20 protein-coding genes and 1 tRNA gene are annotated in these 19,075 nt (G+C 68.3%); 9 read left to right on the top strand and 12 right to left on the bottom strand.

Going from position 1 to position 19,075, the window contains the following annotated elements:
• The first annotated feature begins 4 nt into the window (after positions 1–4).
• Genes QRN63_RS18710 through QRN63_RS18700 form a run of 3 tightly spaced genes read left to right on the top strand, consistent with a single transcriptional unit; the run spans position 5 to position 2,995 of the window.
• Positions 5–877: a carbohydrate ABC transporter permease gene (locus QRN63_RS18710; protein ID WP_285032204.1), complete on the top strand. Its 873-nt coding sequence runs from the start codon at positions 5–7 to the stop codon at positions 875–877.
• A complete protein-coding gene (locus tag QRN63_RS18705) occupies positions 864–1,676 on the top strand; it encodes a carbohydrate ABC transporter permease (protein ID WP_267319174.1) in 813 nt (270 codons plus the stop codon). Before QRN63_RS18710 ends, QRN63_RS18705 begins: the two co-directional genes overlap by 14 nt.
• A complete protein-coding gene (locus QRN63_RS18700; protein ID WP_502888159.1) occupies positions 1,673–2,995 on the top strand; it encodes an ABC transporter substrate-binding protein in 1,323 nt (440 codons plus the stop codon). The genes QRN63_RS18705 and QRN63_RS18700 overlap by 4 nt, the downstream gene beginning before the upstream one ends.
• Here QRN63_RS18700 and QRN63_RS18695 read toward each other — a convergent pair.
• Positions 2,992–3,828, bottom strand: coding sequence for a CbiQ family ECF transporter T component (locus tag QRN63_RS18695; RefSeq protein ID WP_267319175.1), 837 nt, complete (start codon positions 3,826–3,828; stop codon positions 2,992–2,994). The two genes, QRN63_RS18700 and QRN63_RS18695, sit on opposite strands and share 4 nt — an antisense overlap.
• Entirely contained in the window at positions 3,825–5,864 is a 2,040-nt protein-coding gene (locus tag QRN63_RS18690) for an ATP-binding cassette domain-containing protein (RefSeq protein WP_285032203.1), read from the bottom strand. Before QRN63_RS18690 ends, QRN63_RS18695 begins: the two co-directional genes overlap by 4 nt.
• Positions 5,865–5,964: 100 nt before the next feature.
• On the opposite strand from QRN63_RS18690, the gene QRN63_RS18685 reads away from it, so the two are divergent.
• A complete protein-coding gene (locus QRN63_RS18685) occupies positions 5,965–6,408 on the top strand; it encodes a MarR family winged helix-turn-helix transcriptional regulator (protein ID WP_285032202.1) in 444 nt (147 codons plus the stop codon).
• 3 nt (positions 6,409–6,411) lie between these two features.
• Here QRN63_RS18685 and QRN63_RS18680 read toward each other — a convergent pair whose 3' ends face one another.
• Positions 6,412–6,912, bottom strand: a complete 501-nt coding sequence (locus tag QRN63_RS18680) for an LppP/LprE family lipoprotein (RefSeq protein ID WP_285032201.1) — start codon at positions 6,910–6,912, stop codon at positions 6,412–6,414.
• Between the two features lie 279 nt (positions 6,913–7,191).
• Between QRN63_RS18680 and QRN63_RS18675 the strand changes: the two genes are divergently transcribed.
• The 3 genes from QRN63_RS18675 (at position 7,192) to QRN63_RS18665 (ending at position 9,605) form a co-directional block, all read left to right on the top strand.
• Complete coding sequence (locus QRN63_RS18675; RefSeq protein ID WP_285032200.1) at positions 7,192–8,616, top strand: cellulase family glycosylhydrolase; 1,425 nt, start codon at positions 7,192–7,194, stop codon at positions 8,614–8,616.
• An 89-nt stretch (positions 8,617–8,705) separates the two neighbouring features.
• Positions 8,706–9,104, top strand: coding sequence for a hypothetical protein (locus QRN63_RS18670; protein ID WP_267319180.1), 399 nt, complete (start codon positions 8,706–8,708; stop codon positions 9,102–9,104).
• Between the two features lie 24 nt (positions 9,105–9,128).
• Complete coding sequence (locus QRN63_RS18665; RefSeq protein WP_285032199.1) at positions 9,129–9,605, top strand: GNAT family N-acetyltransferase; 477 nt, start codon at positions 9,129–9,131, stop codon at positions 9,603–9,605.
• Between the two features lie 5 nt (positions 9,606–9,610).
• Here QRN63_RS18665 and QRN63_RS18660 read toward each other — a convergent pair whose 3' ends face one another.
• From QRN63_RS18660 to QRN63_RS18650, 3 genes are all read right to left on the bottom strand, one after another.
• Positions 9,611–10,456 (bottom strand): PRC and DUF2382 domain-containing protein, encoded by an 846-nt coding sequence (locus QRN63_RS18660; RefSeq protein WP_285032198.1) that lies wholly within the window; start codon positions 10,454–10,456, stop codon positions 9,611–9,613.
• 168 nt (positions 10,457–10,624) lie between these two features.
• Entirely contained in the window at positions 10,625–10,855 is a 231-nt protein-coding gene (locus tag QRN63_RS18655) for a hypothetical protein (protein WP_267319183.1), read from the bottom strand.
• Between the two features lie 184 nt (positions 10,856–11,039).
• A tRNA-Asn gene (locus QRN63_RS18650) sits at positions 11,040–11,112 on the bottom strand.
• A gap of 158 nt (positions 11,113–11,270) precedes the next feature.
• On the opposite strand from QRN63_RS18650, the gene QRN63_RS18645 reads away from it, so the two are divergent.
• Complete coding sequence (locus QRN63_RS18645) at positions 11,271–11,513, top strand: hypothetical protein (protein ID WP_267319184.1); 243 nt, start codon at positions 11,271–11,273, stop codon at positions 11,511–11,513.
• A 40-nt stretch (positions 11,514–11,553) separates the two neighbouring features.
• Here QRN63_RS18645 and QRN63_RS18640 read toward each other — a convergent pair whose 3' ends face one another.
• The 3 genes from QRN63_RS18640 to QRN63_RS18630 all read right to left on the bottom strand — a co-directional run bounded on the left by QRN63_RS18640 (position 11,554) and on the right by QRN63_RS18630 (position 15,098).
• The gene (locus QRN63_RS18640) at positions 11,554–11,835 is read right to left on the bottom strand and encodes a DUF7155 family protein (protein WP_267319185.1); all 282 of its coding nucleotides are present in this window, start codon (positions 11,833–11,835) and stop codon (positions 11,554–11,556) included.
• Between the two features lie 79 nt (positions 11,836–11,914).
• On the bottom strand, positions 11,915–13,804 hold the full coding sequence (gene dnaG, locus QRN63_RS18635) for a DNA primase (protein WP_285032197.1): 1,890 nt from the start codon (positions 13,802–13,804) through the stop codon (positions 11,915–11,917).
• A 25-nt stretch (positions 13,805–13,829) separates the two neighbouring features.
• Positions 13,830–15,098 (bottom strand): deoxyguanosinetriphosphate triphosphohydrolase, encoded by a 1,269-nt coding sequence (locus QRN63_RS18630; protein WP_285032196.1) that lies wholly within the window; start codon positions 15,096–15,098, stop codon positions 13,830–13,832.
• A gap of 77 nt (positions 15,099–15,175) precedes the next feature.
• On the opposite strand from QRN63_RS18630, the gene QRN63_RS18625 reads away from it, so the two are divergent.
• Positions 15,176–17,125 (top strand): TPM domain-containing protein, encoded by a 1,950-nt coding sequence (locus QRN63_RS18625; RefSeq protein ID WP_285032195.1) that lies wholly within the window; start codon positions 15,176–15,178, stop codon positions 17,123–17,125.
• Here the strand turns inward: QRN63_RS18625 and QRN63_RS18620 are convergent.
• The 3 genes from QRN63_RS18620 to QRN63_RS18610 form a co-directional block, all read right to left on the bottom strand.
• Positions 17,122–17,961 (bottom strand): SDR family oxidoreductase, encoded by an 840-nt coding sequence (locus QRN63_RS18620; protein ID WP_285032194.1) that lies wholly within the window; start codon positions 17,959–17,961, stop codon positions 17,122–17,124. The genes QRN63_RS18625 and QRN63_RS18620 overlap by 4 nt on opposite strands.
• Positions 17,962–18,035: 74 nt before the next feature.
• Positions 18,036–18,479, bottom strand: coding sequence for a hypothetical protein (locus QRN63_RS18615; RefSeq protein WP_285032193.1), 444 nt, complete (start codon positions 18,477–18,479; stop codon positions 18,036–18,038).
• The gene (locus tag QRN63_RS18610; protein ID WP_285032192.1) at positions 18,476–18,982 is read right to left on the bottom strand and encodes an EspA/EspE family type VII secretion system effector; all 507 of its coding nucleotides are present in this window, start codon (positions 18,980–18,982) and stop codon (positions 18,476–18,478) included. The genes QRN63_RS18615 and QRN63_RS18610 overlap by 4 nt, the downstream gene beginning before the upstream one ends.
• Between the last annotated feature and the right edge of the window lie 93 nt (positions 18,983–19,075).

Here is a 19,075-nt window from a genome sequence, read left to right as displayed (position 1 = left end):
TCCGGTGGCACGCCGCGGGTTACGGGACACGCTGACCGGCTACGCGCTGCTCGCCCCCAGCCTGTTCGGCGTGGTGATGTTCCTGCTGCTCCCCATGCTGGTCGTCGGCTGGCTGAGCCTGCAGCGGTGGGACCTCCTGGGGCCCATCCGGTTCGTCGGGCTCGACAACTGGCACGGCGTGCTGACCGACCCGACGTTCGGCCGCTCGATGGCGGTGACGCTCGGTTTCGTCGCGCTGGTGGTCCCCGTCCAGACGATTCTGGGTCTGGCCGCGGCCATGCTCTTGGCCCGCGGACTGCCGGGCACCGGGTTCTTCCGCACGCTGTATGTCCTGCCGTGGATCTGCTCGCCGTTGGCGATCGCGGTGCTGTGGCGCTGGATTCTCAGCCCCACCGACGGTGCGGTGAGCACCGTGCTCGGGCACCACATCGAGTGGCTGACGGACCCCACGCTGGCGTTGCCGCTGGTTTCGGCAGTCACGGTGTGGACCAACGTCGGCTACGTGACGCTGTTCTTCCTCGCCGGAATCCTGGCTATCCCGGGCGATGTTCACGACGCGGCTCGTATCGATGGAGCCACGCCGTGGCAACGGTTCCGCCGCATCACCCTGCCCATGCTGCGGCCGACGCTGTTCTTCGTGCTGGTGACGGGCATCGTGAGCGCGGCACAGGTCTTCGACACCGTGTATGCGCTGACGGGCAGCGGTCCCGAGGGCCGCACCGACCTGATCGCCCACCGCATCTACGCCGAGGCGTTCGGTTCGGCAGCGGTGGGTCGCGCCGCGGTGATGGCGCTGATCCTGTTCGTCCTGCTGCTCGGCATCACCGTGGCGCAGCACGCCTACTTCCGCCGGCGGGTCAGCTATGACCTCACGTAACGCGCTCATCTACACGGTGCTGGTGCTCGGCGCCGCGATCACCCTGGTGCCGTTCGGTCTGGGCCTGCTGACGTCGTTCACCTCGGCCCGCCAGTTCAACACCGAATCGCCGCTGTCCCTGCCGAATCCGCCGACACTGGCCAACTACACCGCCCTGTCCGATGCCGGCTTCGGGCGGGCCGCACTGGTGACGGCCCTGATGACCGCGGTGATCCTGGTGGGCCAGCTGACGTTCTCGGTGACGGCCGCGTACGCCTTTGCCCGGCTCGAATTCCCCGGGCGCGACACCCTGTTCTGGTTGTACCTGGCCACCCTCATGGTGCCCGCGACGGTGACCGTCGTGCCGCTGTACCTCATGATGGCCGAAGCGGGTCTGCGCAATACGTTCTGGGCGTTGGTGCTGCCGTTCATGTTCGGCTCGCCCTACGCGATTTTCCTGCTGCGCGAGTACTTCCGGTCCATCCCGGCCGACCTCATCCGCGCCGCCCGCATCGACGGCGCCGGCACACTGGATGTCATCGTGCACGTGGTGCTGCCGGCCAGCCGGTCGATTCTCGTCACCCTGGGGCTGATCACCGTTGTCTCGCAATGGAACAGCTTCATGTGGCCGCTGGTGATCACGAGCGGCTCATCGTGGCGGGTGCTGACCGTCGCCACCGCCGGCCTGCAGTCCCAGTTCGATGCGCAGTGGACCGTGGTGCTGGCGGCAACGACCGTCGCGATCGTGCCGCTGATCCTGCTGTTCAGCGTGCTGGGCCGGCACATCGTCCGCTCGATCGTCGTCACCGGCCTGAAATGAAGTTCTCGACGCGCTTCGTGACCGCCCTGGCCGTCACCATGGCGGTGCTGCTGGCGGCTGCCGTACTCCTGGGCCGGACGCAGGACTCCGGGAAAACCGTTGTCACGGTGCGGCTGTGGGACGCGCAGGTCGCTGCCGCATACCGGTCCGCGTTCGCCGAGTTCACGCGCCGGCATCCCGACATCGAGGTGCGGGTCGACGTCGTCGCCTATGCGTCGTACTTCGATTCGTTGCGCACCGATGTCGCCGGCGGCGGCGCCGACGACATCTTCTGGCTGTCGAACGCCTATCTGGCCGGGTACGCCGACACCGGCCGACTGCTCGACATCGGGAAACTGTTGGGGCGCGGCGCTTCCGACGCCTGGGACCGGTCGGTGAACCAGCAGTTCACCCGCGACGGGACACTGTGGGCGGTGCCGCAACTGACCGACGGCGGCGTCGCGGTGTACTACAACGCCGACCTCCTCGCAGCCGCCGGGGTCGAGCCCGCCGACCTGGACACGCTGCGCTGGTCCCCCGATGGCGATGACACGCTACGGCCCTTGTTGGCGCGGCTGACCCTGGACCGACAGGGAAACCAGGCCGGGACACCAGGTTTCGATGCCGGGCAGGTACGGCAGTGGGGCTACAACGCGGCCAACGCTATGCAGGACATCTATCTCAATTACATCGGTTCGGCCGGCGGGCAGTTCAGCGACGATGACCGGTTCACGTTCGACAACCCCGGCGCCCGGGAGGCTTTCGAGTACTTGGTGCGGCTGATCAACGCCGACCACGTCTCCCCCTCGGCGGCCGACACCAACGGCAACGGCGACTTCTCCCGCAACCAGTTCCTGCAGGGCCGCATGGCACTGTTCCAGTCGGGCACCTACAACCTCGCCGCCATCGCCGACCAGGCGCGCTTCCGGTGGGGTGCGGCGTTGCTGCCCAGCGGCCCCGCCGGCCGGGTCAGCGTCACCAACGGCATTGCCGCCGCAGCCAATTCGGCCACCCGCCATCCCGACGCGGTGCGGGCCGTACTGCAGTGGATGGGCAGCACCGACGGCAACGCGTTCCTGGGCACCAAGGGGGCTGCGGTGCCCGCGGTGCTCGGCGCCCAACCCGTCTATTTCGACTACTGGAAACAGCGCGGGATTGACGTTCTGCCCTTCTTTCAGGTGCTGGACGGCCCCCGCATCCCGGCCCCCGGCGGCGCGGGCTTCCCGGCCGGATTCCAGGCCATCAGGCCGCTTTTCGACGAGATGTTCCTGGGCCGCGCAGCGGTCGCAGCCACCCTGACCGCCGCTCAGCGGGCGGCCAACGCCGCCGCGGATCGCTAAAGCCGGTGGGTGGCCAGCGGGGTGAACGCCTCGACCCACAGCGACAGCGCACACATCGCGACCACCATTACCAACGCCACAGCATCGGCCCGTCCCGGTCGCGCCGGACTCGCGACGATCTGGCCCACGCCGCCACGCGCGGTGATGGCATCGCCCATCTCATCGCCGCGGCGCAGGGCCACGGTGATCGCGGCGGCCAGCAGGTCGACGATCTCGGCGCGACGTTGTCGCCCGCGCTCCCGGCGGGTCTCCGGCCGCACCTTCGGACGCAACCGGCGGGCCGCGAACAGCACACGGTATTCGTCGATCAGCATCGGGAAGGCGCGCAGCGCCAGGGCCAGCGTCACGGCCCACTCGTCGACCGGGATTCGCAGCCACTTCAGCGGGCGGCCCAAAGTGGCCACCGCAGGCGCGATTTCAGCGACATTGGTGGTCCAGGAGACCAGCCCACCCAGGCCGAGCAGCACGATGGACAACACCGTGATCTGCAGGAAGTTCAGCAGACCACCCAGTCCCAGATGGGCCGACGCGATGTCGACGAACGGCTCGCCGCCGGCCAGCGCAGCCGTCCCACCACCGAGCAACAGCAGTACCCACACCAGGCGCGGCACCGACGGCAGCACGCTGCGCGGGATGTGCGCCAGCCACGCCGTCAGCATCACGAGCAGGGCCACCAGGCCGATGGGCACCCACCCCGGGTAGATCGTGAGGACGATGCCGATCAGCGCCACCACGACGAGCTTGGTACCGGCCCACAGTTCGTGAATGGGTGACGTTCCGGGCACGGGACGCAGTAGCACCATCGACCGGCGCTGGGTGGCAGGAGCCGTCATGACCGTCCTCCCGCTGCTAGTGGCGCTTCCGTCGACTGGCCGGCGAGTTCGCCGCGGTGCAGCCGCAGGATGCGCGGACAGAGTTCGTCGAGCCCGGCGAAGTCGTGTGAGATGACGACGACCGTCAGCCCGGTGGTGCGCCGCAGTTCGGCGAGCAGCGTCACCAGACCACGCTGGCTCGCGGCGTCCAGCCCGGCCAGCGGCTCGTCCAGGATCAGGGCCCGTGGGCGGCGAGACAGCAACCCGGCCAACACCACGCGGCGCATCTGACCGCCGCTGAGCTGATCGATGCGTCGGTCGGCCAGTTCGGGATCGAGCCCCACCATCGCGAGCGCTTCGGTGATCCGGGCGGTGTCACGCTTCGAAAAGCCCGCGGCCGAGGCGATTTCGGCGCCGACGCGAGACCGCATCAACTGCAGCCGCGCGGCCTGGAACGAGATTGCCACGGCACCAACCTGATCGGACACCGGCTTGCCGTCGAGCAGGCAGCTGCCGGTCGTGGGCACGGTGAGACCGGCCAGGATCCAGGCCAGCGTGGACTTGCCGGAGCCGTTGAGTCCGTGGATCAGGACGCCCTCGCCCTCATGGACGGTGAAGCTGATATCGCGCAACGCCGTCGATTCCCACGGCGTCCCGCTGCCGTACTGGTGCCCGACACCCTGGACCTCGAGCACTGCCGGGCCGCCGGGTTCGATGCCGTCGGAGACGATCGGCACCGGTGCGGTCGCGACCATCTCGATGTTGTCGCTGGAGCCGTCCAGCCGGACGACCCGGTCGGCCGAGTCCGCTTCGTCGTTGTAGTGCGTGATGTGCACGAGCGAGGTGCGGTGGCGCCGGGTCAGGTCGGACAGCACCGAGAGCAGGACATCGCGGCCCTCCTGGTCGACCATGCTCGTGACCTCGTCGGCGATCAGCAACGCCGGTTCGCGGGCGAGCGCAGCCGCGACGGCCAGCCGCTGCAGCTCGCCACCGGACAGCCCGCCGGTGTCCCGGTCGGCCATACCGTTCAGACCGACCTCACCAAGCAGCCGTTCGACGTCGATGGTCGTCCCCGCCGGCAGGCCCCAGACCACGTCGTCGGCCACGCGGGTGCCGAGCACCTGGCTCTCCGGATGCTGCATGACCACCGCGGTGCCACCGGCCCGGCCGAGGCCGACCGCACCCGGCCGGTCGATGGTGCCCGCGGTCGGTGCACGGCCCGCGAGCGTGAGCATCAGCGTGGTCTTGCCCGATCCGTTGGCACCGGTGACGGCGACGTGCTCGCCCTCGTTGATGTCCATGCTCACCGGGCCGAGTGCGTCGCGATTGGTACCCGGGTACCGGAATCGGACGTCGCGCAAGCGGGCCGGGACCGGCGCGACCAAGCCGGCGGATTCGTCGGTGTCGAGCTTGTGCACGTCGGGAATGCCGAAGAGCCGCTTCAAGACCCGCGACAGCGCCCACCAGCCCAGCAGCGTGACGACGATGATGTGCAGGATCACCGAAATCATGATCGGCACCGGCCAGTAGTGCAGGAATGCGGCGAACCCCGTACGCAGATCCTCGGCCGCGCGCTCCCCGCCGGGCATCGCGGCGATGACGTTGGCGATGCCGTGGATGTTCGAGGTCATCGACGCGAAAATCAGCTCCCGCAGGCGCCCCACCAACAGCAGGATGCCGATGACGTAGGCCCCGAACGCCGCCCCCGCGACCACCGAGGCGCACAGCACGGTGACGATGCCGCGGCCCGTGCGCTTGACGATGCCGGTCAGCCCGCCGATGTAGGCGCAGAACACCACGGTCATCAGACCGCCCATGCCGGCGATCAGAAACGCGATGGTGCCGCCGGCGACGGTCGCGGCCACCAGCACCCGGAGCCGGTAGCGGTAGGCCAGCAGTCCCATCGGCACCGTGCCGAGCATGCCCAGCCCGGCGGCGAACGGCACGACGACGGCGATGATGGCGGTGGCCGCGCTCAGCGCCGCCATCACGGCGGCCTGGGCGTACTCGCCCGGATTGAGGGGACCGGCTTTGTCTCGGGTGCCGGCAGCAGTCATTGCACAATTCTGCCAGGCGTTTTGACGAGTAAACTCGTCGGTGTTGTGACCGTCACCACTCATGACGGCAGGTTCGACTACATAGAGAATCTATGGAACCATGTTGAACATGACAGCTGCACCGGCGTCCGAAACGACCCTCGCCTCGGATCTGCTCGCCGTCGTTGCCCGCATCAACCGCCTGGCCAATCAGCGCGTCCGGCTCCCGCTGCCCTTCGCCCAGGCCCGGCTGCTCTCCACCATCGAAGCCGAGGGCCGCGCCCGCATCTCCGATCTCGCCGCGCTCGACCACTGCTCGCAGCCGACGATGACGACCCAGGTCCGTCGCCTCGAAGATGCCGGACTGGTGTCCCGCACCGTCGACCCCGACGACGCCCGCGCCGTCCTCATCAGCATCACGCCGCAGGGCATCGCCACCCTGGCGCAGGTTCGCACCGACCGCGGCAACGCCATCGACCCGTTCCTGGCGGAACTCGACAGCAGCGACCGGGACACCCTGGCGGCCGCCGTCGAGATCATGCGCGGTCTGCTCGCCGCGCACTGACGCTCACGGCCCCGGAATCGGATCCAGCGCCTTGAGGGCGCCGCCGTCGACGGTGAACCGCACACTGCCGATACCTGTCGGCATCCCCGGCTGATCCTTGGGCTGCTGCCATTGGTACTGCACCGTCACGCTGTCCGGAGCGCTCGCGGTCACCGTGATGTACGGCCGCGCGTTGGGGGTCGGGGTGCCGATCATCGTGTTCTTGTTGAAGAACACCACCTGCTGCAGGCTGTCCGGCGTCGAATTGTTCTGCCCGACCTGCACCCAGTACAACGCGCAGTTGGCGGTGTGCCCGCTGCTCATCTGGGTCCACTTACCCGACGGCGGCGCCGGCAGCGCGTAAATGGATGCGGTCACGACGTTCTGCGCCGGCCCGTCGGCGGGTGTGCACTTGTCGGCCTGTGGGGCCGGGTCCGGACCTTTCGGACTCCAGCCGCACCCGGCGGTGAGCAGGGCCGATGCCGCAAGCAGGGCGAACGTTGAGGTGTAGTTGGTGGACCGCATGCGGCCAGCTTACGTCCAAGCGCACCAAGCCTTTTTGACCTGAACCTGGTTTGCCCACACTTTGCACGGGGCACCCAATCTAGGTCTAAGACGCCCGGCCGGGGTTAGCCGGGCGCGAAATCCATTGTGAATAGGGGTAATTCGATGTGGCATAGACAGAAGCGAGGTCAGCACACGAGGCCGGTGATCAAGACCGGTGTGACAGTGGCAATCTCGACGGCATTGCCTGTCGGGGTTGCAGGTTTACTTTTTGCGAGCACAGGCACCGGTCCGCGACCGGTGCCCTATTTGCTCTCGGCGGCAATCACCGATTCCAACACGACAGTGGGATTCGCCGACTCGGACATCATCGGCATGTCGACGGCCGACATCAACAAGACGCTCGACGAGATGCAGTCCCTCGGCGTGCAGAACGTCCGGATCCTGATCCCGTGGAACAACGTCGAACCGGCGCCGGGCTATTGGAACTGGAGCACCGTCGACACCCTGGTGAACGCTGCCGCCGCCCGCAACATGGGCATTCTCGGGGTACTCAACGCCACGCCGGCGTGGGCGGTGCCGCCGGGATCTCCGGCCGTGGCCTCGCCGCCGGCGGACAACGCGCAGTACGCGCAGTTCGCCGGCGCGGTAGCGCAGCGCTACGCCGGCAAGGTATCGGCCTACGAGGTGTGGAACGAGCCCAACGCGGCACCCTCCTGGTACCCGACGCCCGATCCCGCGGCGTACACCAGGCTGCTGCAGGCGGCGTATCCGGCGATCAAGGCCGCTGACCCGAACGCGACGGTGGTCGGGGGCGTGGTCGGCTGGGTCACGGACACGCCCGGCCTTGCCATCAACGCGGCCTCATATGTCCAGGGCATGTACGACAGTGGCGCCCAGGGGTATTTCGACGCGCTCTCGTTCCATCCGTACCAATACCAGGTGCCGTTCGGAAACGGCACGCCGTACGGGCCCATGGCACCGATCAACCAGCTCGCGACGATCCATCAGGAAATGGTCGCGGCCGGCGACGGCAGCAAGCAGATCTGGGCCACCGAGTACGGGGAACCGACCTCGGTCGTCGACAACAACACGCAGGCGGCGTTCATCTCCAACTTCCTGAACTCCTGGAGCAGCTTCAATTACACGGGGCCGATGTTCATCTACACCACCCGTGACCGGAACACCGGTAGCACCAGCGACCAGGACACTCTCGGTGTCTTCCAGACGGATTGGACGCCGAAGCCCGCCGCCTCCGTCATCGCCCAATGGACCGCGACGCATCCGCAGAAGCCGCTCGACCCGCCGGCTCCGACGGCAGTTCCGAGTCCGACGGCGACCCTGATGACGCTCAGTGGCACCGCCAAACCGCTTGCCGACCAGACGCAGTCGACGACGAACACCGTCGCGAATGACACCACAGCGGCGGCGAAGACGGCGGATGCAACGGCAACGCCGGCCACGGCCCCTTCGGCGACAGCGACCGCGTCGGCGACACCCGTCACCGCGGCCGCTCCGGCAGCAGCCACATCGGGTACGGCAACGCCAAACGCGTTGGCGCCCAACGCGTTGGCGCCCACAACCTCGGCGTCGACCACTACCGGCACCGCGGCACCGGCAGCGTCCACGCAGACGAAGCCGGCGCAACAGGCGCCGAAGACGAAGTCGGCGCCGACGAACTCCAGCCCGAAGAACACCGGGCCGAAGAACACCACGACGAAGTAGTTTCAATCCGCCTCATCCGGGGCGGTGCGCCTGCACCGCCCCGGATAGCTGTGCGTTTCGCGACATCGTCGCGTGGGTAAGTAATGTCCATGTCGATCACGGTCGGTGGTAGACCACCGGAGTACGACGGTGATTTGCCCGGAGGCGTCGCCGGTCTGTACGGCGGCGGCGCGTGGCCGACCACGGGCAACAAGGCACAACGTCGCGTTCTGGCCCTTGCCGTAGGCGTCCTCGTCGGATTGCAGCGGCGACGGTGGCAGGACGCGGCCGTCGAATTGATCGGGGTCGCCCACGACGCCGACATGTCGCCTTACGTACTTGCCGAGGCATTGGTCGAGCTTTCCGGTGGCCATTCCCTGCGACTGGCAGGTGGGTCCCGTCCCGATGCGATGCGAACCGCGCTCAAGCATTGGGGCGACTTGCTCACTCCCCTGGACGATTCCGGTGTCGAGCCGGGCTCAGGCCCGGACCACGTGGTCGCTTGGTGAGACGCCCGAGTTCGTCTCTATTCTGTGAATGTGACCACGACGCAAGACTTCTCACTCCGTCCCTGCCATGGACCCGCGGAATGGCCGGAGCTGCTACGCATCTGGCGTAGCGCGGTCGAAGCGACCCACGACTTCCTCACCGCCGACGACATCGACTTCTACCAGCGGCGCCTGGCCGAGGAGTATCTGAAGATGGTCGAACTCACCGTCGCCGAATCCGGCGGGGTGCCGGTCGGATTCTCGGGTGTCGCCGACGGGAACCTGGAGATGTTGTTCATCGACCACCGGCATCGTGGTCGTGGCGCGGGCTCCGTCCTGCTGGCCGAGGCGCGCGCCAAGAATCCGGGCCTGCTGGTCGACGTCAACGAACAGAATCCGCAGGCCGTCGGTTTCTACCACCGCCACGGCTTCGTCACTCTGAGCCGGTCGGAGACCGACGGCGACGGGCGGCCGTTTCCGATCCTGCACCTGGGCCCGGCGCCGTCGGCTCCGCTCGGCTGAGAAGGTCAGCGCCGATGACGCTCGACGCCCTCGGCATTGATCTCTTCGCGACGGACGTTCTCGGTGACCTGCTTGTTCTCGGTGACCTCGTCGACCGCCAAGCGAACCCGTTCGACTGGAACCGATTCCTTGCTCACGACGACCTTGTCCTCGTGCAGCGTCACTTCGCGTTGATCATCGGCGAGACGGCTGTCCCGGACCTGAGCCGGATCGGTGATGGCGGCGCGCTCCACGCGCACCTCTTCGTGGGTGACGGGCACCTGAACGGTGCGCTGCTCGGTCACCACATGCTTGTTGAGCCGGGCCGTGCCTGACGCCGCGCGCTCGGTGCCCACCTCGAGGCGCTCCTCAGAGCGGATCATCTCCGGCCCGGTGTGAGTGGTCGAGCCGGTCTGGCCCGACGTGTTCGCTGTCGTATTCGCAGAGGTCCCGCCGATGCCGCCGAGGGCCGGCGCTGCTCCCCGCAGGTGCTTACCGCCGTTCGAGGGCGCGGACTCGGTGTCGGGCTGCTGCGCCGACTGCGGCTTCGCGGCCGGGCTGGCGGACCGCAGGCCGTAGTACTGCATCAAGGTTGCTTCGTCGGCCGGGCTGATCCGGTCACCGATGTGTACGTGCGGGGCGTTCTTGACCGCCTCCTTCGCCACGGCTACGCGCACCGAATCCCCGCCGTCTGGCTGTGCACCCGCCAGCGGGACCAGCGACTCCGTGACGCCGAAGAGGCCGGTGTGCACCGACGCCCACTTGGGCTCCCTGCTCTTGCCGTCCAGGTAGAGCTCGTGGATCTTGCCGATCTTCTCCCCAGACGGGTCATAAGCGGTCGCACCCTTGATCTGCTCCAGAATGCTCGTCATAAATTCGCTCCTTTCGTCCGTTACTCGTGTTTCCCACTGCTCCGCGGACCCGATCGGGCCCACGGGGGCGTGTTGACGGCGATCTCGGGCGCCGTGCCGCGGCAGCGTCACACTGAAAAGGTGCTCAAATGCCTTTTTCTCAAATGCTTTTGGATTATGCCGACGGCTTTAGACGTGCCGGCCGTGCAGATGCTGGTGATGCTCGCCGAGCAGGATGCCGGAAAGCAACCACACCGCGCCGAAAGTCGCAGCGGCCAGCGAAACAATCATCGCCACTGCGCCGAACGTCAGATATCCGGCCACCATCGCGACGGCTCCGACGACCAGGGCCACGAAACTCGTGGCGATGGTCACCAGGCCCGGCACCATGGCGCCGGCCGAGGTACGCGATTCGTTCATGCCTAGCGGGTACCCGTGAGTGCGGGCACCAAACGCTGCGCGCGTACCGAGCGAGGGACTTTTCGAGGCGACGCGCCGACAGGATCACGTCAGGCCGCACGCTCGGCGCAGGGGCCTCGAACCGTGCGCGACGCACCCACCCCGGAATGCAAAATGACCAGCACCTGAGTGCTGGTCACTGTTGCTCCCCCGATTGGACTCGAACCAATAACCGCCCGATTAACAGTCGGGAGCTCTGCCAATTGAGCTACAGGGGATTGTGCTCCGGCCCTGGGCGCGTGTCCCTGAACCGAGGCATGACTCTAGCGTATGACTGCGCGGATCTTTGAATCGGCTGGTAGCTGCCGGTCGGGCCAGACGCATCGGCGATCGTGAGGCAGGATGGAGCCAAGCACCGTCATCAGGGAGGGGTCCAGTGATCCGAGCCGTCGCCGTCATGGCCGTTGGCTATGTTCTGGGAGCCAAGGCAGGCCGTCGCCGTTACGAGCAGATCGCCGGCACATACCGCGCCATCACCGAGAGCCCGAAGACCAAGGCGATGCTGGATGCGGGCCGGCGCAAGCTGGCCGACAAAGTGTCACCGGACCCGAACATGGTGCGGTTGACGGCGATCGACTCGCAGACCACGGTCCTGCATCCGGAGTCGATTCACGACTGACCCGACCGGTGATCGGGCGGTTATCGGTTCGAGAGAAGCGTCAGCCGAGCGGCTGGTTCCAGGACTGGCCCGGCAGCAGCGGTCCGCTGCTGATGCCGCCTTGCGGGCCCCAGACGCCCCACGGGGTGCCCACGTTCACGGGCTGACCATTGGACCGGCCCATGCAATTGCCGTCTTCCTTGTTGCCGAACCAGGCCAGGCAGCCGCCGTCAGCCGTCGTCTGCGACGACGGAGCGCTGCTCAGCGCCACGATGACGGGGGCGGCCACTGCGGTGGCCACGAGCGCTGCTGCGGCGAAAAGCCGGGTTGCTCCGATGGTCATGCTGGGCCTCTCCACTGGGGTCGGTTCTGCCCCACCATATCGCGGCGGGTGGCTCTCCGCGTTACTGCCGAGAAAAGCCTCAGCTGAGGTCGTCGCCGCTGGCCTGCTGCAACAGGCTGCGCCGGTACTGTTCCATGGCGACGAGGTCGCCGAACAACGCGTGGTACTCGTCGCTCTGTTCGACCGGCGACATGCGCTGCAATTTCGACTTCAACTCGGCGATCTCGCGGCCGACCCAGACCTCCTGCAGGCGGGCCAGCACACTCGCGATGTAGCGCGGCAGCTTGTCGTCTTCGGCCTGGAACGCCTCGACCGACAGTTCGTTGATCAGGTTCGCCGCCGCCGGTTCAGCCGTCCGGACCGCCTCGATCCATTCCCCACCGCCCAGACCGGACGACGTCCCGCCTGCCGTGGTGATCGCCTGCCGGACGACGGCGTACCCGGGATGGGTGAAGCTGTCGACCGGCAGCCCGTCGAACACCGGGCCGGCCATCGCGGGGTACTGCAGAGCCGACTTGAGCGCCTCGCGCTGCGGCCACAGCGTCGGGTCTTTCGGGTTCGGGCGCCCCACCGCCGCTGCCGGGGCGGTCGGCGCCGACGGACGCCGGGCATCCCGCTTCGACGTTGCAGGACCCGACTTGGCGGTCTCGCGCACCCGCGAGATCACCTGCGCCACATCGTCCCAACCCACCCAGCCGGCGAGCTGACGGGCGTACTCGTCGCGCAGGGTGGGGTCTTTGATCCGGGCCGTCAACGGCACGCACCGCCGCAGCGCCGCGACGCGGCCCTCGGCGCTGTCCAGGTCATACTCTTCCAGCGCGGTGCGAATCACGAACTCGAACAACGGCGTTCGGCGTGCCACCAGATCCCGCAGCGCGCCGTCGCCGGCCTTGAGCCGCAGATCGCACGGGTCCATGCCGTCGGAGGCCACCGCCACGAACGACTGGCCGGTCAGATTCTGTTCGCCCTCAAAGGCTTTCACGGCGGCGGCCCGTCCGGCGGCATCGCCGTCGAAAACGTAGATGAGCTCGCCGCGAAAGAAGTTGTCGTCCATCATCAGTCGCCGCAGCATCGACAGGTGCTCGTCGCCGAAGGCCGTACCGCAGGATGCGACCGCGGTGGTCACCCCGGCCAGGTGCATGGCCATGACGTCGGTGTAGCCCTCGACGACGACGGCCTGATGGCCCTTGGCGATGTCACGCTTGGCCAGGTCGAGACCGAACAGCACGTGGGATTTCTTGTACAACACCGTTTCCGGTGTGTTGACGTACTTGGCTTCCATGTGGTCGTCGTCGAACAGGCGGCGGGCACCGAACCCGATCACCTCACCCGTCGCACCCCGAATGGGCCAGAGCAGCCGGCGGTGGAACCGGTCCATCGGACCGCGGCGGCCCTCCCGGGACAGCCCGGCGGCCTCCAGCTCCTTGAAGGTGAATCCCTTGCGCAGCAGGTGTTTTGTCAGGGTGTCCCAGCCCGACGGGGCGAATCCACAGCCGAAGCGCTTGGCCGCGTCGGCATCGAAGTTCCGGTCGATCAGGTACTGGCGGGCGGCTGCGGCTTCTGCCGACTGCAGCGCCTCGGCGTAGAACTCCTGCGCGGCGGTGTTGGCGGCGAGCAGCCGGCTGCGGCTGCCCTTGTCGCGCTGCACATTGGTGGTCGACGACCCCTCGTAGCTGATCGTGTAGTTCAGCCGGTCGGCGAGCAGTTCGACGGCTTCGACGAAGGTGACGTGCTCGATCTTCTGCACGAACGCGTAGACGTCACCACCCTCGGCACAGCCGAAGCAGTGGAACAGCCCGTGGTTGGGCCGCACGTGGAACGACGGCGACTTCTCATCGTGGAACGGGCACAGGCCTTTGAGCGAGTCGGCACCCGCGCGCCGCAGTTGCACATGCTCGCCGACGATGTCCTCGATGCGGCTGCGTTCACGAATGGCCGCGATATCGCGATCAGGAATCCGGCCGGCCACGCGCCCAGTGTAGGCGGCGCTGGATTCAGTCCAGCGGCCGCGGCGAGCGCGCCTCGTGGACCCGTTCCAGCCGGGTCTCGGTGTACGACGCGATCTGATCGACGACCACCCGCAGGCGGGCACCGTCGTCGTCGGCGAGCGCGAACTCGGCGGCGAACTGCGGGTCGAGACTCGCCGGGGCCTGCCCCCACAGCGACAGCGCGACCTCGCGGACCATGGTGCGCTGATCGGCCTGAATCTGCAGGTGCTGGTGGTCGGACATGATGAACTGCAGGGCCAGCATCTTGAGCACCGCCACCTCGGCCCGGACCAGGGCCGGCACCGCGAGCTCGGCTTCGAAACGGCGCATCGTCGCGCGGCCCGCCTGCTTCTTGGTCTCGGTGACGGCGGCATTGGCGAACCGGCCGACCAACTCACTGGTGAGCCGCTTGAGCGCCACCGACGTCGCGACCGAACCGTCGTACTTGCCGACGGCGGTGACCACGGGCAGCTGCGACAACCGGGCGGCGGCCGCCAGCATGTCATCGTGCGTGACGGTCGGATGTGACCGGGCGCCCAGCTGGGCCAGGGTGTCTGCCGCGTCCGCGTCGGCGAGGACGCGCAGGTCGATGCGGCCGGAGATGATGCCGTCCTCGACGTCGTGCACGGAGTACGCGACGTCGTCGGCCCAGTCCATGACCTGGGCCTCCAGGCACAGCCGCTCGGCGGGCGCACCCTCGCGCACCCAGGCAGCGGCGGCCGCGTCGTCGTCGTAGAAGCCGAACTTCACACGGTCCTCGCGGAACCACGGGTACTTGATCACGGCATCCAGCGCGGCCCGCGTCAGGTTCAGCCCGGCCGAACGGCCCTCAGCGTCAAGCGCTTTCGGCTCGAGCCGGGTCAGGATGCGGAAGTTCTGGGCGTTGCCCTCGAACCCGCCGAACGGCTTGGCGATCTCGTCGAGCGCGCGTTCGCCGTTGTGGCCGTAGGGCGGGTGGCCGATGTCGTGGGCCAGACCGGCGAGGTCGACCAGGTCGGGATCACAGCCCAGCCCGACGGCCATGTGACGGCCGATCTGGGCCACTTCGAGCGAGTGGGTGAGCCGGGTACGTGGCGTCTCGCCCTGACGGGGTCCGACCACCTGGGTCTTGTCGGCGAGCCGGCGGAGCGCGGCGCTGTGCAGCACACGGGCCCGGTCACGCGCGAAATCCGTGCGGTGTCCGGCATCGGTTCCGGGCAGCGTGGCGCTCTTCGTGCCCTCCCCGACCAGCCGCTGCCGGTCGAAGTCGCTGTATCCGTCGCTTGCAATGCCCACGGCCGAAGTCTGCCAGCCCGGGCGCGCCCAATGGCCAGACACCCTCAAGGTGGGGCCACCTTAACTAGATTGACCGCATGCGCCTGGCTCGCCTTCTCAGTCTGATCGTCGCGGTGTTGTCGGCGGGGTTGCTCCTCGCGCCGACGGCGGCGGGCCGGCCTCCTTTCCGCCTACCCGGCCAGATCGTCGATTCGGCACATGCTCTCAGCGGCCAGGACATGAATCACGTCACCCAGGCCATCGACAAGCTCTATGCGGATCGGCACGTGCGGCTGTGGGTGGTGTACGTGGACACCTTCGGACAAGAACCCGAGCCCTGGGCACAAGCCACCCTGCGCGCCAGCAGCCTGGGGTCGAACGACGCACTGCTCGCGGTGGCCACGGAGGACCGGGCGTACGCGTTTCTGGCCGGATCGGGGGCGGCCAATGCCTCCGTGGTGAATTCGCTACGCCGGAACGCGATCGAACCGGCTCTGCACGGCGGCGATTGGGCCGACGCGGCGATCGTCGCCGCCGACGGGTTGCGGGCACGCGCGCCGTCCGGCGGCTCCTTCAACTGGGTCGGACTGGTGATCGCGCTCGCGGTGATCGCTGTCTTGCTCGCCGGCCTCATCTGGTGGGCCCGCCGGCGCCGCCGGCAGCGGCGGCAGGCCGATCTCAACGCCGCACAGCAGGCTGATGCCACCGATCCCGCCGTCCTCGCGAAGATGTCGCCGGGAACATTGGAGGACCTGTCCAAGTCGATCCTCGTCGAGGTCGACAACGCGGTGCGCACCAGCGACAACGAGCTGGCGCTGGCCGTCGGCGAGTTCGGCGAGCGCGACACCGCGCCGTTCACCGCCGCCGTGCAGAACGCGAAAGCCGCCATGGCACAGGCATTCAGCGTGCGCCAGCGGCTCGACGACGCGGTGCCCGAGACCCCGCAACAACGCCGGGACATGCTGACACAGGTGGTGCTCGCGGCGGCCCGCGCCGACAAGGAACTGGAGGACCGGCGCACCGCATTCCATCAACTGCGCGACCTCGTGATCAACGCGCCGGCCCGGCTGGATGCCCTGACACAGCAGATGGTGGCCCTGACGGCCCGCGTCGAGCCGGCCCAGCAGACGCTCGCCGGGCTGCACGGCCAATTCGCCGCTGCCGCACTGGCATCGGTGGCCGGCAACGTGAACAGCGCCAAAGAGCGGCTGACGTTCGCCGACCAGAACATCACCGCCGCGCGGGGGTTGGTCAGCAAGGCGGGCGACAGTCAGGCCGCGCTGGTCAACGCCATCCGCGCCGCCGAATCGGCGCTGGGTCAGGCACAACGCCTGCTCGATTCGGTCGACAGTGCCGCGACCGATATCGCCCACGCGATCGGCGCCCTGCCCGCCGCGATCACCGACATCCAGAACGGCATCACGGCAGCGGAGGCAGTACCGCCCGGGGCGCACTACGCCGAGCTGACGGCCGCGCGTACCGCTGCGGTACAAGCCGTTTCGAACGCCACGGCATCGGGCACGGCCGACCCGCTCAGCGCCTTCACCCAGTTGACCGCCGCCGATTCGCAGCTGGACAAGCTCCTCGCGGCCATCTCGGAGGAAACCGCTGCGCTGAACCGGCTCCGGCAGTCGTACGGTCAGGCGCTGCTGGCGGCGCAGTCCCGGGTGCGTGGCGTCTCGGATTTCATCGACACCCGCCGCGGCAGCGTCGGCCCCGAAGCCCGCACCCGGCTGGCCGAGGCGCAGCGCCGCATCGAAGCCGCACAGGCCGCGCAAGCCACCGACCTGCCGGCGGCCATCGACCAGGCCAACGCCGCAGACGCTCTGGCGTCCCAGGCCCAGAACCTGGCCGACGACGACGTCCGTGCCGCACGCCAGGCCTACGCCGGCAGCGGTACGAGTACCGCCGGCGACATCGGTGGCATCATCGTCGGCGGCATCTTGTCGGGCATGATCCGCGGCGGCGGCAGCCACGGGGGTGGTTGGAGCTCAACGAGTTTCGGCGGCTCCGGCGGCGGATTCTCCGGCGGTGGCGGCCGGTTCTAGTCCTGGACGGCCGCCAGGCGCGCACGCTCGCGCATCGAGGCGACCACGCCACCGTCGTTCAGGATGTCGGTGCCCGTGAGGTACCCGGCCTTGTCACTGGCACAGAACGCGAACAGCTCCGCCATCTCCTCGGCCTTGCCCCAACGCGGCACCGCGGCGTTCATGACCATCGCGCCGGCACCGGCGTCGGCCTCGAGCAGGCCCATCTCGGTGTCGACCGAGCCCGGTGACACCGAGACGATGCGCAGCCCTTTGACGTTGAAGCGCTCGGCCTGCGAACAGCTGTACCACTTCACGAAGTTCTTGCTCACCCCATAGGCCATGCCCGAGCGCAGTTCCTCGGGCGCGAACGCACAGGCCGCCGCGATCTCGGCCAGGAACGCCGCCTCGTCGGTGAGCGCCAGTGGGAACTTCGCCGTCGGGATGATTTCGTCGGGCAGCAGGTGCGCCGCCATCGACGCCACGTTGACGATCGCCGCACCGTCGTCCGCAACGAAGTGGAAGGCCTCGTTGACGTACACGGTGCCGACCGCATTGGTGCGCGCCACGTAATCCGCCGTCCCCATACTCGGACTGACGCCGGCCGCGTGGATCACCGACGCGAGTGGGCCCAGACCTGTTGCGGTAGCGAACAACTGGGCCACCGCGGCGCGATCGGTGACATCGGCGTTGACGACGATCGCGGCGATGCCGAGCTCGGCCAATTCGGCCGCGGCGCTGTCGAGCCGGTCCTGCCGGACGTCGGCCAGCACCACCATGTGGTCCCGCCCGATGATCTTGGCCGTCGCCAGGCCCATCCCGCCGGCACCACCGGTGATCACCGAAACTCGCGTCATGGCCGCCACGCTATACCGAAAGCGCAACGGGATCGGCGACGGGTGCTGACGAGCCGCTCAGCACCCGGGCTGGGCTAGGTCGTGTACAACGCGAGGTGGACGTACACCTCGTCGGGCCCGCGTTCGTCGACGACGACTTCGCGATTCACCACTTTGTGGTCCTCGGTGATGACCTTGTCCTGCAGTAACAGCGGTTCGGGTGCACCGGACAAGGCCGGGCCGGCGAGCCCCGTCATCGTCTTCGGAATGTCAGACGGTCGCGGCACCGCCGGGAACTGGCCCAGGAACTCGCGCAGCTGACCGTCGGTCAGCCGCAGTGCCACGCGATACCGGGTGTCGCGGCCCGCATCGGTGACGGTGGCGAGCACCTGGGCGCCCGACGGCAGTGTCAGGTCACCGAACGCCGCCGCCGTCTCCGCGGAAACCGGCGCCTTCTGCTCCCGGTCCACCGCGGTCGCGCATGCGGACAACGCGCACAACAGCAGGACGCCGGCCAACGCGCAGCGGCACCACCTCATCGCTGCGCACCGCGCCCGGCGAGTTCGTCATAGCCTGTGCCGATCTCGCGGATCCGCGCGGCGATGGTGTGCAGGTCCGCATTCGAGCGGCTGAGGATTTCGGTGATGTCGGCAGTGCCCTTGGCCACCACGGGAAGCAGCGCATCCTCCCCCGCTTCGGTGGACGGCGCACTGGCGGCCGCATCGATCACCCACTGCCTGACGGAGTCGAGATCGCGGCGGCCCGCCGTCACCACGGCCGCGGACCGATCGATCTCGGCGCCGAGGCGCCGGTCGAGTTCGGCGAGCTTGCCGATGGTCCCGGCATGCTTGCGATTTCGGCCGTCGTACGCCTCGGCAGCGGTGCCCGTCCACTCCCCTCCGGGCGCCACCGACAGGACCGTCCGCCGCAGTTCCCGGAACTGGGCGCTCATGTCGAAGTCGGCACCGCCGACCGGCGTGCCGGACCCGAACGTCGCACGCGCGTCGTCCCACGTCGAAAGAAATGCGCCGAGAATCGTCACTGTCGCCCCCTCCGGCGTCCCTTGCCCCTTTGGCTCACAAGCCTATTCGAGCCCCGGGCAGGTCCCCGTCGGCAATTTCTCCCGCACGAGCCC

The sequence above is a fragment of the Mycolicibacterium sp. lyk4-40-TYG-92 genome (genome assembly GCF_030209435.1).
GTDB lineage: Bacteria > Actinomycetota > Actinomycetes > Mycobacteriales > Mycobacteriaceae > Mycobacterium.
The sequence above is the reverse complement of the archived record's forward strand: the minus strand, read 5'-3'. Positions and strand labels throughout refer to the sequence as shown.